The organism is Vagococcus sp. WN80Y (assembly GCF_059621045.1).
In genome coordinates this window covers 17671-34273 of sequence record NZ_JCAQHY010000157.1, presented here as the reverse complement: position 1 = coordinate 34273, position 16603 = coordinate 17671, and the positions used below count along the sequence as shown (strand labels likewise).

The 16603-nt window shown below is 36.7% G+C and carries 14 protein-coding genes; 9 read left to right on the top strand and 5 right to left on the bottom strand.

What is annotated here, in order from left to right; all coding sequences use genetic code 11:
- Positions 1-26: 26 nt before the first annotated feature.
- On the bottom strand, positions 27-938 hold the full coding sequence (locus AC5KOD_RS12990) for a mechanosensitive ion channel family protein (protein WP_496914996.1): 912 nt from the start codon (positions 936-938) through the stop codon (positions 27-29).
- Positions 939-1101: 163 nt separating this feature from the next.
- Here AC5KOD_RS12990 and AC5KOD_RS12985 point away from each other — a divergent pair, with 163 nt between their 5' ends.
- The 3 genes from AC5KOD_RS12985 to ccpA all read left to right on the top strand — a co-directional run bounded on the left by AC5KOD_RS12985 (position 1102) and on the right by ccpA (position 3354).
- Positions 1102-1545 carry a DUF948 domain-containing protein gene (locus tag AC5KOD_RS12985; RefSeq protein ID WP_496915024.1) on the top strand — a complete coding sequence of 148 codons (444 nt, stop codon included), beginning with the start codon at positions 1102-1104 and terminating at the stop codon, positions 1543-1545.
- A 22-nt stretch (positions 1546-1567) separates the two neighbouring features.
- A complete protein-coding gene (locus AC5KOD_RS12980; protein ID WP_496914995.1) occupies positions 1568-2065 on the top strand; it encodes a YtxH domain-containing protein in 498 nt (165 codons plus the stop codon).
- 287 nt (positions 2066-2352) lie between these two features.
- Positions 2353-3354, top strand: a complete 1002-nt coding sequence (gene ccpA, locus AC5KOD_RS12975; RefSeq protein WP_496914994.1) for a catabolite control protein A — start codon at positions 2353-2355, stop codon at positions 3352-3354.
- A gap of 123 nt (positions 3355-3477) precedes the next feature.
- Here ccpA and AC5KOD_RS12970 read toward each other — a convergent pair whose 3' ends face one another.
- On the bottom strand, positions 3478-5919 hold the full coding sequence (locus AC5KOD_RS12970; protein WP_496914993.1) for a transglycosylase domain-containing protein: 2442 nt from the start codon (positions 5917-5919) through the stop codon (positions 3478-3480).
- Positions 5920-6200: 281 nt separating this feature from the next.
- Here AC5KOD_RS12970 and AC5KOD_RS12965 point away from each other — a divergent pair, with 281 nt between their 5' ends.
- The 4 genes from AC5KOD_RS12965 (at position 6201) to AC5KOD_RS12950 (ending at position 11304) form a co-directional block, all read left to right on the top strand.
- Complete coding sequence (locus tag AC5KOD_RS12965) at positions 6201-7088, top strand: deoxyribonuclease IV (protein WP_496914992.1); 888 nt, start codon at positions 6201-6203, stop codon at positions 7086-7088.
- 129 nt (positions 7089-7217) lie between these two features.
- Positions 7218-7454 (top strand): YneF family protein, encoded by a 237-nt coding sequence (locus AC5KOD_RS12960; protein ID WP_496915023.1) that lies wholly within the window; start codon positions 7218-7220, stop codon positions 7452-7454.
- 305 nt (positions 7455-7759) lie between these two features.
- On the top strand, positions 7760-9511 hold the full coding sequence (locus AC5KOD_RS12955) for an ABC transporter ATP-binding protein (protein ID WP_496914991.1): 1752 nt from the start codon (positions 7760-7762) through the stop codon (positions 9509-9511).
- Positions 9511-11304 carry an ABC transporter ATP-binding protein gene (locus AC5KOD_RS12950; RefSeq protein WP_496914990.1) on the top strand — a complete coding sequence of 598 codons (1794 nt, stop codon included), beginning with the start codon at positions 9511-9513 and terminating at the stop codon, positions 11302-11304. Before AC5KOD_RS12955 ends, AC5KOD_RS12950 begins: the two co-directional genes overlap by 1 nt.
- An 85-nt stretch (positions 11305-11389) precedes the next feature.
- Here the strand turns inward: AC5KOD_RS12950 and AC5KOD_RS12945 are convergent, their stop codons facing one another.
- Genes AC5KOD_RS12945 through AC5KOD_RS12935 form a run of 3 tightly spaced genes read right to left on the bottom strand, consistent with a single transcriptional unit; the run spans position 11390 to position 14681 of the window.
- Positions 11390-12580 (bottom strand): ABC transporter permease, encoded by a 1191-nt coding sequence (locus tag AC5KOD_RS12945; protein WP_496914989.1) that lies wholly within the window; start codon positions 12578-12580, stop codon positions 11390-11392.
- Positions 12567-13709, bottom strand: coding sequence for an ABC transporter permease (locus AC5KOD_RS12940; protein WP_496914988.1), 1143 nt, complete (start codon positions 13707-13709; stop codon positions 12567-12569). The genes AC5KOD_RS12945 and AC5KOD_RS12940 overlap by 14 nt, the downstream gene beginning before the upstream one ends.
- Before the next feature lie 24 nt (positions 13710-13733).
- A complete protein-coding gene (locus tag AC5KOD_RS12935; RefSeq protein WP_496914987.1) occupies positions 13734-14681 on the bottom strand; it encodes an ABC transporter ATP-binding protein in 948 nt (315 codons plus the stop codon).
- A 151-nt stretch (positions 14682-14832) separates the two neighbouring features.
- On the opposite strand from AC5KOD_RS12935, the gene AC5KOD_RS12930 reads away from it, so the two are divergent.
- A complete protein-coding gene (locus tag AC5KOD_RS12930) occupies positions 14833-15942 on the top strand; it encodes a sensor histidine kinase (RefSeq protein ID WP_496914986.1) in 1110 nt (369 codons plus the stop codon).
- A complete protein-coding gene (locus tag AC5KOD_RS12925; protein WP_496914985.1) occupies positions 15943-16563 on the top strand; it encodes a response regulator transcription factor in 621 nt (206 codons plus the stop codon).
- Positions 16564-16603: the final 40 nt, after the last annotated feature.

The window sequence follows — 16603 nt, the reverse complement described above, 5'->3', positions numbered from 1 at the left end:
TATAACTCAGAGCCGAATTTCATTTTTTATTTTGTTGCTATGGTTAATGGTGATTCTGGTAGGCTAATACCTTCAGCAGTAATGGCTTTAATATAGGCAGCCAAGAAGAGGGATTGCATCCGAGTTTGATCGCCATTTTTTACATACATCACAATTTTAATCGCCAAGTTACCTTGACCCAAATCAGCTACGCCAAGATTGGTTGGGCCGCTTTTGATTTCTGGATGATTAGGGACAAGTTCTTGATTCACTTGATCGATAATTGCATTAATCTGTTCTAAATCGTGATCTGGTTTCACTCGTAACTCAATTAAGGCTCGCATGTTTTCTCTGGATAAGTTACTGACAATTGAGATGTTACGATTAGGGATAAAGTGAAGAGTGCCGTTGAAACTTTTGATCTGGGTGGTGCGTAAGCCTATTACAACAACAGTTCCCTCTATATCATCAATCATGACATGATCACCAACATCTATTTGCCGTTCAAGAATGATAAAGAAACCTGTCAAAAGATCGTTAATAAAGCCCTGAGCACCAAGTCCAATCGCAATTCCGGCAATTCCAGCTCCAGCGATCAATGAGCCAACAGGGACGCCAAGAATTGTTAACAAAGTGTACAGTAAGATGAAATATAACAGATACTGAAATCCGTTACTAGTCAGCTTGTAAAGTGTTTCGACCCGATTTTCACTATAAACATCCTTAATTTTGTAGTTATTAAAGCCTTGGCGAATTAGGGTCATACCAATTTTTTTTATGATCATAATGACAACAAATGTTATGAGTAAGAGGGCTCCCTTTGAAATGAAGTCGGTTAATAAGGCATCCCAATTGATGCTATTCCAATATTTAGTAAAGGCATTAACTTTTTTAGTGGCCTCTTCTATAATTGGACTTTCAGAAGACTCCACAGTGGCAGTCAAATAAAAAAATGTCATGGTACCAGCTACTTTCTTTTTTTCTTTTCCATTCTCATTGTAGCAGAGTTCCTGCAATGAATGAACTATTTTTAGTGTAGCTTAGTTTTTATTTGAGAATTTAAGTATTAGGTGTTATGCTAAACACAGAGGATTTAAGTACATGAAAGAAAGGGTAATGTATATGACAGGTGGAGAAGTTGCAGCAATTATTGCCGCTATTACTTTTGTTATTTTTGTAGTAGTCATTATCATTAGTTGTATGATGATTATTCCGAAAGTGACCAAGACAATCGACAAAACAAATAAAGCAATTGATCAAGCAACAGGAATTTTAGACGAAACGAATATAACCATTCAAGCTGTGACAAAAGATGTTAATGTACTGACTTATCAAGTAGAGGAATTATTGGTTAAAAGTAATGAATTGTTAGCTGATGTCACTCAAAAAGTGGAAACAATTGACCCACTATTTACAGCAGTAGCTGATTTAAGTGAGAGTGTCTCAGATTTGAATACATCAAGTCGTAATGTTGCAAGCAAGGTCGGCGTGATTAGCAGTAATGCAGCCAAAGCAACCGTTGCAACAAAATTAGGAAAATCTGCCTTTAAATTATTTAAAAAATAGAAATATGTAGGAGGATTTATTTATGGGAAAAAAATCAAGTGGTTTCTTGTTAGGTGCTATTATTGGTGGAACAGCTGCAGCTGTGGCTGCACTATTACTGGCGCCGAAATCTGGTAAAGCGTTACGTGAAGAATTGGCAGAGCAAGCAGAAGATCTTAAGAATAAAGCCTTTGATTATGGGGAAATCGTTCAAGAGAAAAGCTATGAGTATGCAGATATAGCTAAAGAAAAAGCAGTTGATTTTGCCGGAACAGTAAAATCTAAGGCAGTCAGAGGATCAGAAGATGCTCTATCTTCTTTAAGACGTCAAACAGATGATTTATCCGATAAATTTAAAAAAACAGCAGACGATTTGGAAGATAAGGCAGCGGATTTAGCTGATGAATCAGCAGATATTATTTTAGATGTAGCAGATGTCACAGAAGAAGCAATTGCAGCGGCTGATGACTACACAGAAGATATTATCGATAAAATGGAAGAGACTGTCGATGAAGTAAAAGAAGACACAATTGATAAATAATTTTATGAAAGAATGATCTGTGACAATCACAGATTCTTCTTTTTTAGCTCGGTTTTGAAAGTTTCTTTATATTTTCATGAAAAAAATAATAAAAACGCTTGCAAATTTTAATTAAATTTGGTAATCTTAAGGTTGAGAAATGTAAACTGGTTTTTCAGAAAATGAGAATTAAGCACATTCATCCAATTTGCTTAGCAAATAAAAAATTCATATAGGTGAGGACTGATCTTTTATTCGATAGCATGGCTGAGGATAAAGAATAAGCTCATACAAAAGGAGAAATTAGTATGGAAAAACAAACAATTACGATTTATGATGTTGCTCGTGAAGCGAATGTATCAATGGCAACTGTTTCACGTGTTGTCAATGGCAACCCAAACGTGAAGCCAGCTACCCGCAAAAAAGTTTTGGAAGTAATCGATCGTTTAGACTATCGTCCAAATGCTGTCGCACGTGGTCTTGCAAGTAAGAAAACAACAACGGTTGGTGTTATTATTCCTGACGTTAGTAATATTTTCTTTGCATCACTAGCTCGTGGAATTGACGATGTTGCGACAATGTACAAATATAACATCATCTTAGCCAATTCAGATGGTAATGATGAAAAAGAAGTCAACGTATTAAATAACTTGTTGGCAAAACAAGTAGATGGTGTTATTTTTATGGGACATCATATTACAGAAGCGATTCGTGGTGAATTTTCTCGCTCAAAAACACCTGTAGTTTTGGCTGGTTCAATTGATCCAGATAACCAAGTTGGTTCTGTTAATATTGATTACCAAGAAGCAACAAAAGAAGCGACTGATTTATTAGCAAAAAATGGCAATAAAAAAATTGCATTTGTTAGTGGTGCTTTAGTTGATCCAATCAATGGCAAAGAACGTTTAAATGGTTATAAAGAGGCTCTTAAAGACAATAGCTTGAAGTATAGTGAAGGCTTAGTGTTTGAGGCTGACTATCAATATAAAGCAGGCGAAGAGTTATATGATCGTTTGATTAATAGTGGGGCAACCGCAGCATATGTGGTTGACGATGAGTTAGCTGCTGGGATTGCTAATGGACTTTTAGATCATGGCGTAAAAATACCTGAGGAATTCGAAATCATCACAAGTAACAATTCGTTATTAACAGATGTTGTTCGTCCTCGCTTAACAAGTGTAACACAACCATTATATGATATTGGTGCTGTTTCAATGCGTTTGTTGACTAAATTAATGAATAAAGAAGAGATTGATGAGAAAACAGTTGTTTTACCTCATTCTATCGCTAAAAAAGGTTCAACTAAATAAGCAACTCTCAAAATTGACCTACTAGCCCTTTTAGCTAGTAGGTTTTTTTTGAAGATTATCCAGATAAATAGAAAAAGAGGATAGGATAAAAGTAGCCACTTTTATCTTATCCTCTAAAATTATTTAGTTATTCTCTCTTTTTTCGCCAACTCTTTCAGCATTAGTCGAACCTGAGTTGCTTCGACCAGCATTAGGAGTGGTTCTGGCAGAAGTTCTTGATTTACTATATGAGCCGTTCCACGTTTGTTGATACTGCTCATCGGTAGCTCCTATACCAAAGCGGAATTGTGTCGGCTTTGGTCCATCTTTGGCCCATAATGAGTCAACCTTATTACCAGGTACTGTCCAGCTGCTACCATTGATAGTAGCTGTCCCCATCTTCTGACCACTAAAGTCAGAAACGTCTGCGTGGATGACACTAGGATCTAACGTAAATCGTTCAGTGATTCCAAAGAGACCTGGATTAGCTTCATAGGCTGCATTAGCGATATAAGCCCAAAGTTGCATATTATTTCTACCATAACCAGCATCCATTGGAATAACCCCTTCAGAATACCCAATCCAATTTGATAAACTGACCTTAGGTGTCGAAGCAATGAACCAATAATCTGCATTGGTTTCTGACGTTCCGGTTTTTCCAACCCAGTCAGCGTTTGTTAGGCCACTGCCCATCTCACTTAACGTTCCTTTAGCTGCTGTACCAGTTCCACTATTAATGACATCACGCATCATATCATTCATGATAGAGGCTGTTGCTGGTGAAAAAGTAGCAACGGGGTTGACTTCATGTTGGTATATAATATTACCACTATTATCAGTAATTTTTTCAATCGCATAGCCTTGTGTGAAGTTCCCTTTATTTGCTAATGTAGCAAAGGCATTAGTTTGTTCAAGGTTGGTTGGACCTGTATTTGTCCCGCCTACTGGAATGGATTCGTGGCTAAATTCTTCAGCAGCCATCTTCATATTCATTTTATCGTAATAGTCTTTAGGGTTTGCTACTTTTAACAATTCTTGATAGAGTTCTACGACAGGGACGTTATCAGAGACTTTTAGCGCTTCTCTGACTGTTTTGAAGCCACTTGAAGGGTTACCACCATAGTTTCTTAAAGGCGTATCTTTTGAATTTCCAGTATAGTTACGAGAAAAGTTGGATAATTTTGATTCACTTCCTACAAGGCCGACATCGATAGCGGGTGCGTAAGCCAAAATTGGTTTAATAGTCGAACCAGGTGAACGTCTGGTATCGAAAGCGTGATTGTTTTTGTTTGAATTGAAATCACGGCCAGCAATAAAAGCAATGATGCGTCCTGTTTGGTTATCTAGTAACACACTACTTGTTTCAATGCCATAATCACCGATAAATATACTTGCGTAATTAGCAGTTGCATTTTGCATGGCATCGTAGACATTTCTATCAATCGTTGATTCAACTGTATAGCCATTACGACGCAACTCACGCGCAGCAATATCATAATACTTTTTCTCTAATTTTTTATTCTCGTCAATGTCAGATTTCTTTAGACCATCAGCTTCATAGTAGATAGGCATAAGAATTTCTACAGCATGGGAATAGACAAAATCGTATAAATAGCCGTTTACATTATCAGCCACATTTTCACTAGGCTTAAAATCCTTAACTAAATCATAATTAATTGCATCGTCGTATTCTTGTTTGTTAATGTATTGTTCTTTGTACATGTTGTATAAAACTTGGTTCTTACGTTCTAATCCCTGTGATTGATCTTCTCTCAATTCACCAGTATTAAGATAAGGACTGTAGCTGATTGGGCTTTGCGGTAAGCCAGCAATAAAAGCGGCTTGTGGCAAGTTTAACTGATCTGCTGTGGTATTAAAAATCCCTTTGGCAGCTTCCTGAACCCCTGCAATGTTTTGCCCTTTATTGTTTCTACCAAATGGTGAGACGTTTAAATAAGAGGTAATAATTTCATCTTTAGAAAAAAATTTCTCAACCCGTAAGGCCATGACAATTTCATTGGCTTTTCGTTTATAAGAGGTTTCACTCGTTAAAACTTGCTGTTTCACTAGTTGTTGAGTAATTGTTGAACCCCCTGAAGAGCCACCAAAGCCAGTCGCATCTGATACAAGAGCACGGATAACTGCTTTTGGAACAACCCCTTTATGAATATCAAAGTACTCGTCCTCAGTTGAAATCAAGGCTTTCTTAACAAGTGGAGAAATTTGATCTGATGCAACATTAGTTCGTATTAAATCAGACCGAATATCTGCAATCTTTTCGCCGCCAGCATACGTAATAGTGGAAAGCTGCTCCACATCGTTGATTTTATTTTGTAGCTCTTGTTTATCAGGAACAGGTGTGTCTGATACTAGATAGGCAAAATAGCCAATCCCAATACCACCACCTAAAGCACCTAAAAATAAAACAAGGACTAAAATAAAATAGACTAAAGATTTCATGACTTCAAAGGTCACATTAAAAGCAAAAAGGAGTTTATCTTTTGTCGTTTTATCACTCTTTGAAAAAGTGTCCTTTGCAGTTCCGACTGATTGTTTTATTTGATTATTAGTATTTCGATTGAACAACAAAAAATTCACCTCAAACTATGGATTATATCGCTTTATTATAACAAATAAATAAGTTCGTGCCTAGCTTTCAAGAAAGTTAATGGAGAAACCTTAAGAATTTGTCATAAAGTAGAGCGGAGTTGTTTAAAAAAAGGGGGGAAAGTTAATTATTTAGATTAAAGATTTTTTTTAGTGAAATTTAGGCAATAATATTGAGACTTATGTTAAAGAGATATACAATTTAGAAGTTGAGGTTTATCAGAAAATAGCTAAACCTATAAGAAAGAGGAGGCATATTTATGTTAATTGGGTCACATGTGAGTATGAGTGGGAAAAAAATGTTATTAGGAGCAGCAGAGGAGGCGGCTAGCTATGAAGCGAGTACCTTTATGATATATACAGGCGCGCCACAGAATACGCGTCGTAAAGCTGTTGAAGAGATGAATATTGACGCCGGTAAAGCGTTCATGGTTGAAAAAGGGTTGAGTGATATGGTTGTACATGCCCCGTATATCATTAATCTAGGAAATACGATTAAGTTGGAAAATTTTGGGTTTGCCACTCAATTTTTACGGGATGAAATTATGCGGTCAGAGGCTCTTGGAGGGACACAAATCACGATGCATCCCGGTGCCCATGTTGGTGCAGGTCCTGAAGCGGCTATTCAACAAATTATTAAAGGGCTGAACGAAGTGTTGACAAGAGAACAAATTCCTCAGATTGCTTTAGAAACTATGGCGGGAAAAGGCACTGAAATTGGTCGGACATTTGAAGAAATCGCGGCGATTATTGAGGGAGTAACCTTTAATGAAAAATTATCTGTTACATTAGATACTTGTCATATTAATGATGCGGGATATGATGTGACGGATTTTGATGCGGTTTTGGCAGAGTTTGATAGAATAATTGGGCTGGATCGTTTAAAAGTAGTTCATATCAATGATTCTAAAAATCCACGAGGCTCTCATAAAGATCGTCATGCTAATATTGGGTTTGGGACAATTGGATTCAATGCATTGAATCGTATTGCTCATCACCCACAATTAGAGAACCTACCTAAAATTTTAGAGACACCGTATGTAGGAGAAGATAAAAAGACGGCGAAAGCGCCATATAAACATGAAATTGCCATGTTCCGTGCAGGTGTTTTTAACGAGAATCTATTGGCCGATATTACAGCTGGATAAATAAGGTTAGTGTAATTTAAAAACTAAATAAAAAAAGATTTGGTTATTTTCAAGTTTTAACTTTTCATTTGTTCTTTTTTTTAGTACAATTGGTTATTGAGAGTACAAGTTGAAAGGAAGGAGAGGAATATAATGAGTACAGGATATGTAATTTTAATTGCAGTTATAGCTTTAGCATTAGGCGCAGTAGGTGGATTTTTTCTTGCGCGTAAATACATGGAAGATTACTTGAAAAAAAATCCTCCCGTTAATGAGGATATGTTACGTATGATGATGATGCAGATGGGGCAAAAGCCATCTGAGAAAAAAATTCGTCAAATGATGCAAAATATGAAAAATCAGGCAGGCAAGCCAGAGAAAAAATAATATTTTATGTCGAATCATATACAAACAAAAAAGACGGGCAGATTTTTTAATCTGCCTGTCTTTTTGCGCTCTATATTTATATTAATGAGCAACTAGTAAAATAACTATCAATTAGATATTTGTGCTCACAAATTAACCCAACAGTTTATTATGGAAGTTGTTTTACAACCATTTAGTCATACATTCTTTATTTGTATAAAAAGGAACATCGCATCATCTCAGAAGATAAAAGACTATCTTCAAGAAAAGGAGAGACATAGCTCTAAGCGCTTAAGCGCTTAGAAGCAAAGGAGTGTGAAAAACGAATGTCTATTTTTAGAAAGTTAGGATGGTTTTTTAAGGAGCAGCGAAAATCTTATGTGATTGGCGTGACGTCTTTAGTAATCGTCTCAATGCTACAAATTGTTTCCCCGCGAATTATCGGTGTGGTCATAGATGAAATTGCTAACAAGACCTTAACAGCTAATCGTTTAATTATGTGGGTGAGTATTATTGTTGGAGTCGCTATTTTACAGTATATATTGCGATATGTTTGGCGGACAAATATTTGGGGAAGTGCGGCTAGATTAGAAAAGTCGCTGAGAAAGCAATTATTTCATCAGTTTACTGCGATGGATAGTATCTTTTTTCAAAAGTATCGTACAGGTGATTTGATGGCTCATGCGACCAATGATTTGTCGGCCATTCAAAATGTGGCTGGGGCGGGAATTTTAACCTTTGCGGATTCCTTAGTCAATGGCGGTGTCACCATTATAGCGATGATTGTTTTTGTAGAGTGGCGTTTGACATTGATTGCTCTATTACCTCTGCCTTTATTAGCTTTTACATCGCGAAAATTGGGTTCTGAGTTACACGGAGCATTTCGTAAATCTCAAGAAGCATTTTCTACAATCAATGATAAAACTCAAGAGAGTATAACCGGGATTAAGGTCATTAAAACCTTTGGACAAGAGAAAGAGGATATGGTTGATTTTCAAGAAAAAGTAGATGATGCCATTATTAAAAATAATCGAGTGAATGTTTTGGACGCCTTGTTTGATCCTATCATTACCTTGATTATTGGACTGTCTTATATTTTAACGATTATTGTTGGTGGAACATTTATTATGAATAGGGTTATTACAATTGGTCAGTTAATCACGTTTATTGATTATATTTCCATGTTGATTTGGCCGATGTTTGCAATTGGCCGTCTATTCAATGTTCTTGAAAGAGGAAGCGCTAGTTACGATCGGGTGCAGGAGCTTTTACGTGAGAAGTCTCATATTATTGAAAAAGATGGGGCTATTCAAGAAGAGGCGAAGGGGAAAGTGTCATTTGAGATGACCAATTTCCGCTATCATGATGCAGAAACTGCTACGCTGACTAATATTTATTTTACCATTGCTCAAGGAAGCACCTTAGGAATAGTAGGGAAAACGGGTGCGGGTAAAACCACTATTATGAAGCTATTGCTACGTGAGTATGATGATTATGAAGGCCAAATTAGATTTGGTCATCATGATAGTCGTGATTATAGTTTAGATGCGTTATTGAAATCGATTGGGTATGTTCCCCAGGATCATTTCTTGTTTTCAATGACAATCCGTGACAATATTCGATTTGCTAATCCTGATGCAAGTCAGAAAGAGGTAGAACGTGCCGCCGAGCTAACAGCTATTCACGCAGATATTATGGAGATGCTTCATGGGTACGATACAATGGTTGGCGAACGTGGTGTGTCTTTATCTGGTGGTCAAAAGCAACGTTTATCAATCGCGAGAGCCTTACTGATTAATCCAGAATTATTAATATTAGATGATGCATTATCAGCGGTGGATGCTAAGACAGAAGAGCGAATCTTGTCGAACTTGAAAGCTATCCGTGGCGATAAAACCACGATCATTGCGGCTCATCGAATTAGTAGCGTGATGCATGCTCAGGAAATAATTGTCGTGGATGAAGGCCGAATTATTGAACGAGGCACTCACGATGAGTTAATTGCTTTAAACGGTTGGTATGCGCGTATGTATGACCAGCAACAATTAGAGGCTAAAATCGAAGGAGGTGGCGAATAATGTCGGAACAAGTTGAATCTGCTTGGGCGAAGTCAATACCTGTCAAAGAGCAGGTCACTATCGTCAAGCGTTTATTGACCTATACTAAGCCTTTTAAAACACAATTTTCTGTCGCCATTCTTTTGGCAGTCGTTTTATCAGTTATTAATATTTTTATGCCAAAAATTATCCAAGTGCTAATTGATAATCATTTGAGACCTGAAACAGCTACTCAGCAAACTATTTTTTTCTTTGCATTGTTATATTTAGTTGGAACATTAATCAAAGCCCTTGTCTGGTTTTTACAATTTTATTTGTATTCTAAAGCCTCTTTAAATACCTATCAACATATAAGAAGTAAGCTATTCGAGAAACTTCACACTATGGGGATGCGTTACTTTGATAAAACACCAGCAGGCTCAATCGTTTCACGAGTTACTAATGATACAGAGTCATTATTTGAGTTCTGGTATGTGTTTCTATATGTTTTAACAGGTGTTTTTGGCATCATTTCATCATTTGCAGCAATGTTTACGATCAATGTTAAATTAACACTAATCTGTATGCTTTTTCTACCGATACTACTGGTGATCATTTGGTATTATCAGCAATTTAGTTCGCGCGTTTATCGCAATATGCGGGAGCGTTTGAGTCAATTGAATACTAAATTGAATGAATCTATTTCTGGGATGAGCATTATTCAACAATTTCGTCAGGAAAAACGCTTGGAACAGGAATTTGAGAAAACTAATGAAGAGTATTTGCAAACTCGTTTTCAAATGATTCGGACTAATTCACTTTTATTAGCTCCAGTTATTAATTTACTAGTAGCGTTGTCAATTGGCTTAGTTCTTGGTTATTTTGGGGTGATTTCTCTTGCTAGTCCACTAGAAGTGGGAATTATCTTCGTTTTTATTTCTTATGTCAGAACTTTTTTCCAACCAATGATTAATATGATGGACTTTTTGAGTGTCTTCCAAGATGGGATGGTTGCTGGAAGCCGTATATTGAAAATCATGGATGATGAAGAAGTGGCTCCGCAACAAAATAGTGGGGCAAAAGAAGAAATAACAATTGGTAAAGTTGAATTTCGAAACGTCAGTTTTTCTTATGACGGCGAACACAATGTGCTTAACAACATTAGTTTTGTGGCGAATGAAGGTGAAACAGTGGCTCTTGTTGGGCATACTGGGAGTGGTAAAAGTTCAATTATAAATGTCATGATGCGCTTTTATGAGTTTTATGAAGGGGAGATCTTGATAGATGATAAAGACATTCGCGACTATCCGATAGAAGAACTGCGTAAAAAAATGGGACTTGTCTTACAAGATGCGTTTATGTTCTATGGTGATATTGCCGGAAATATTAGATTGTTGAATAAAGAGATTACGGATAACCAAATTCGTGATGCGGCAGAGTTTGTGCAGGCGGATAAGTTTATTAATACGCTACCTGACAAGTATCATGCCAAAGTTATCGAACGAGGAGCTAGTTATTCGAGTGGTCAGCGACAATTGATTTCCTTTGCTCGAACCATAGTGACTGATCCAAAAATTCTGGTATTAGATGAGGCAACTGCTAATATAGACACAGAGACAGAGGGATTGATTCAAGAGGGATTGGCTAAAATGCGTCAAGGTCGAACAACGCTAGCGATTGCTCATAGATTGTCGACTATTCGTGATGCTGACTTAATTCTAGTTCTAGATAAAGGACATATTGTTGAACGAGGAACTCACGATCAATTAATCGCTCATGGTGGTTTATATGATGATATGTATCGTCTTCAAAAAAGTAAACAAGCTGATGCTTGAGGTTATCTTTTTTGAAAGGAGTTAATTCTTGACTAATAATTAAAGCGAGGGTGAGACTTTTGTCCCACTCTCGCTTTTGGTATAGTTAAGCTTTTTTAGTAATCAAGGTCTGTTTAGTTAAGCCACCGCGTTCTCTACGGATGATAAAACCAATTAACGCAAAGGCTAGGACAAAGAGTAACAAAATTCCTAAGTTAAAGTAAAACTCTTCTAGAGTTTTAGATGAGTAGGTTTCAAGGTTAGCTACTAGATTGTTATTAGTGATAAACCAATAGGTCGGGAAGAACGAAGAGAGTTTCAAAACGGGCTCACTCATCATCTCTTGGGGAACAAAGGCGCCACTTATAAAGCAAGTACCTAACACAAGGACATTATTTAGACCTGAAATCATTTCAGTTGTGGTGACAAAATAGGAGATTGTCACGGCAAGACTAATCATAGCTAACAAGAAAACAAACGCATTAAGGATTATTAATTGAGTAAACTGACTGCTTAAATCTGATTTAGACAGAACAAGACTCATGCTGACAAATACAAGCCAACTAGCTAAGGAAAAGATAGAAACAGCTGAGTAGAAATAAGTACTGCGTTTACGTTCTGATAATGGTGAACAGTTATTACGGTCTTTTAAGTCCTTTCGATTCAAGGAAATACTGACAAGACCAATTGAAGAGAGAATGGTCATAAAGAGTCCATAGGCCAGTAAATCAAAGATATGTGCGGCATTTTTTTTGCTGCTAGAATTTGTGGCTGCTGATTCAAACGTCACCGTTGTTTCTGTGGCAAGGTTATTAGCGACCATTTTTAAGATATCCTGATCACTTTTCTCAGGAAAGCTTTTATAATAGAAGACGACTTTATTAACAAATTGATTAATCAACGGAGCTGTCTGATAAGCAGCTTCAGAATTAGGTATTGATTTAGTTGGTAGCGTCGGTGCATTACCAGCAGCTAAATCAGCAGAAAAGCCCTTTGGTATTGTCAGGATATAGAGAACATCCTTAAAGAAAAGAGCATCCTGCTGTCCTTTTTCTGAAGTGTCTATTTCTTTCACTTCAGTGCTCTTTTTGAGGTACGTTTCTAATTCTTTTGCAGCAGGGCCGTCGTCCTTATTGATAATAGCAATACTGCTTTTCACAGCTTCAAATTCTGAGTCGGCTTTTGTTTGACTCGTTTGAGAATAAGTAAAGGTGATCGCTAGGTTAATGGCGATTGCCAAAAAAAAGGTCATTTTATTTTTTTTAATGATACTGAAAAATGCTTTAAATACTGGCATAAGCTTGTCTCCTCATAATTAGGTAATTGGCAATATTAATAATGACTGTCATAGCAGCAATCGTGATGAGAGTCATGAAGTAACTCGATAAATCGGTATAGTAAAACAATTTGTATAAGGCATCAGTTACAAGACTAGTAGGATTAATCCAGCCAATGATTGGCGCATGTTGATCGATCCAATATTTAACTTGGGGGAACATCATGCCTGATAAAAATCCGCCAAAGACGGAAACGGCCGTGACTATAGTTGTTTTCAATTGATGATTTCCTTTGATGGCACTGCCAACTAAAGCGCCTAGTGAGAGACTTAATAAGCTTGAAAGTAGACAGGTTAACAAAATGAAGCCCCATCGGTTACCAAAATCAATTCTTAAAACAAGATGGATAAATCCAAGAATAATCATGATTTCCGTAAAAAATATCAGAAAACCTGCAAGTAGATTGACAAGAATCAAGCTTAGTTTGTTGACTGGATTCAGACTCATTCGTAAGCCAGTAGGACTTTGATTGGCTTGAATTTCCTCACTATTTTTAACTCCCCAATTCATGCCGAACATACAAGCCATAGCAATCACGGTAAAGAAATAAAGGGTAGTTTCCTTAGGCTCATTTTCACCATATTTAACTGGTTCAGTGTAGGTTTGATTATTAACTAGATCATCTATCATATTTTCAGAAAAAAGTTCTGGTTTTTCTGTGATAATATCAGCCATTGAGGCACTGATGTAGGTGAATTGTTGTAAAAAATCCTTTAAAAAAGTTTGATTAAAGCCATTATTGTTGATGACTAGTTCAGGCTGTGCTTCACTTAATAGATAATAGCCACTGATCGTATTTTCTTTCATGGCCTTTTCAGCTTCTTTTTCAGTCAATGTAGTAACCTTAAAAATATCTTTGTCATTATTTTCGGCGGTTTTAAGACTTTGAACAAAGCGGTCATTTTCAGGTGACTCAGCCATTTCTACCACAGCGACAGGAATTGTTTTGAATTCAAATGATTCATCTAAGTTACTGAAGGCCATTTTAAAGAAACAAGCCAAGATGATTGGGAAGAATAGACTCCAAAAGAGAATACTTTTATTTTTTATTAATTGTTTTAAACGGTAGCGTAGTAAGTGACTAAACATGTTTTTCCTCCATAGTGATTAGTTTTAATCTCGTAGTTGCTTGCCAGTAATTTCTAGAAAGACATCATTAAGTGTCGGTTGTAAGCTGTAGAAATCACCGAAAAGTAGGTTGTTTGTTTCTAGATAATGCAATAATTTTAATAGAACTTTTTCTTCCTTCAACGTATCCAGACGTAAGAGGCTACCTTCATAGGTGGCGTGAAGAACCCCAGGCCAACTTCTAATTTCTGACAAGGTCTCATCTGAACAAACAGGAAGTTCAATTTGTAGTTTTTCACTTGTTTGAATCATTCGTTTTAACTCATCTTTATTGCCATGAGCTAAGATGGTTCCTTTGTCCATAATGACAATTTCTGTACAAATTTGTTCAATCTCTTCCATATAGTGAGAGGTATAAACAATCGTTGCGCCTTTTTGATTTAGTTCTTGGATACTTTCTAAAATTTTGTTACGGCTTTGGGGATCAACAGCAACGGTTGGCTCATCGAAGAAAATTAATTCTGGATTATGTGCGATACCGCAGGCAATATTGAGACGACGCTTTAACCCACCACTTAATTTATTAGGATAAAATTTACAGAAATCTTCAAGCTGAACAATGCGAATGGCTTCTTTAACGCCAGCTTTTCGTTTGTCTTTATCGCTAATGTAAAGTCCGCAGAAGTAGTCGATGTTTTCATAGACTGTTAATTCATCAAAAACGGCAACATCCTGTGGAACAACTCCAATCTTGCGTTTTAGATCAGATTTGTTAGGGGACATTTTTTCACCAAATAATTGAATATCACCTTGATCATAGGTTAAAAGTGATAGGATACAATTGATTGAAGTTGATTTACCACTTCCGTTTGGTCCGAGTAGACCAAGAACCTCTCCTTTTTTTACCGTTAGATTGAAGTGATCTAACGCTGTTAATTTGTCATATTTTTTTACCAAATCTGTTACGTGAATAATTGCTGAATTGTTTGTCATAAGTAAGCTCCTTTATTTAAAAAAATAACTGTGATTTTGTTGCTCATCAGGTATACTTATACTATAAAGAAAAGTGAGTCATTGTAACAGTGACTATCAGCTAATAAAAAGGTGACAAATGTCACATTAGTTAGTAGAGAGTGAGGCTATCGTGTCAAATGAGGTAAAGTACGGCATCCAAACAAAAAGTCTTCTATTGATTGGATGCTTATTTAACATGTATCAACAAGAGTTTATTGTGAAGGACATCGGCTTTGTTCTATTAATTATTATCAGTAGTTTGTTAATTACCTATCAGCCAACGGTCATACTCAAAATGCTTCTATTAATTGGAACAATTATATTGGCGGTTTTTTTTGCTAAGTACGCGCTCTTTTTTCCCGTCTTGCTTTACGATTTATTAGAAGAAAAAAGATTATATACTTATATCCTCTTTCCTTTTATAGGGGTCGTACTGATTGTAATTAGTTTCTATAACGAGTTGTCAATGATGCTCCTGTATGTCGTTTTAGGAGCGATGGCGATTTTTATGAAACAAAAGGTTGACCGATTGTTAATATTGGAAGCTAACTACAACCGTTTAGAGCAATCGAGTCATGAGCAACAATTTTTATTGGAGAAACAGAATTTTAATTTAATAGAAGAACAAAATTTAAATCTAACCTTGGGAATCTCTGAAGAACGTAACCGGATTGCTCGGGATATTCATGATAACGTCGGTCACTTACTATCTAGTTCTCTCATTCAAATAGGGGCTTTGAGAGTGTTGAATCATGAGCAATTATTAGAGGAGCCCATGAAATTATTGGAAGAGACTGTCCAAGAAGGGATGGAGAATATTCGTCAGAGCGTGCATAATCTTCATGATGATTCTCTTAATCTTAAGCAATCCTTGACTTATATTGTTGATAGTTTTCATGAGTGTCCGATTGAGCTTCATTATGCCATTAAAGGGGAGCTTAGTACGACCTTGAAGATGGATTTTTTGATGATTGTGCGGGAAGCCTTGGCCAACATCATGAAGCATTCCAATTGTACCAAGGTAAGTTTGGAAGTTGTCGAGCAGCCAGTTTTTTATCGTGTATTGGTCAAGGATAATGGGACGAAGCAAGAAACAAAAAGCCCAACCGAGATCGGGATGGGGTTAAATAGTATGAGTGAACGAATTGTAAAGCAGGGAGGACGCTTGACAGCTGAGCAACAGCTTGATGGCTTCCAAGTGTTGGCAATCGTTCCTAAAAATAGAGAGGAAGAGTTTTAGATGCGCGTCTTAATTATTGATGACGATCAGTTGGTTAGTTTATCATTGAAAACGATACTAGGAGCTCAGGAAGATATAGAAGTGGTTGATACAGGTAATTCAGGGAAAGATGCAATTGAGTTGTTTGCTAAAACGGAGCCAGACATTCTGCTAATGGATATCAGAATGGGGGATATGACAGGATTAGAAGCGGCTGTCGAGATTTTGAAGGAGTACCCTCATGCTCTCATCATTTTTCTAACAACTTTTTTAGATAATGAGTACGTGATTCAGTCCTTAAAAATCGGTGCTAAAGGCTATATTCTTAAACAAAATTTTGAGTCGATTGTCCCAGCTCTTAAGGCGGTCAATGCTGGTCAATCTGTCTTTGGTGATCAAATTGTAAGCCTAATGCCTGAGCTGTTGTCAACAAATGGAACTTCAGGTGTGCTGGATGAAAGTTTGAGTGAAAGAGAAGGCATGATTTTAATGGAGATTGCAGAAGGTCTGAACAATAAAGAAATTGCTGAAAAGCTGTTTCTTAGCGAAGGGACAGTTAGAAATTATGTGAGTACCATGTTAGAAAAGTTGAATTTGCGAGATCGGACTCAACTTGCGATTTATTATTATAAAAATAGCTAAATAATAGGCACCCCAAGTCATGATGCGTATGGCTTGGGGT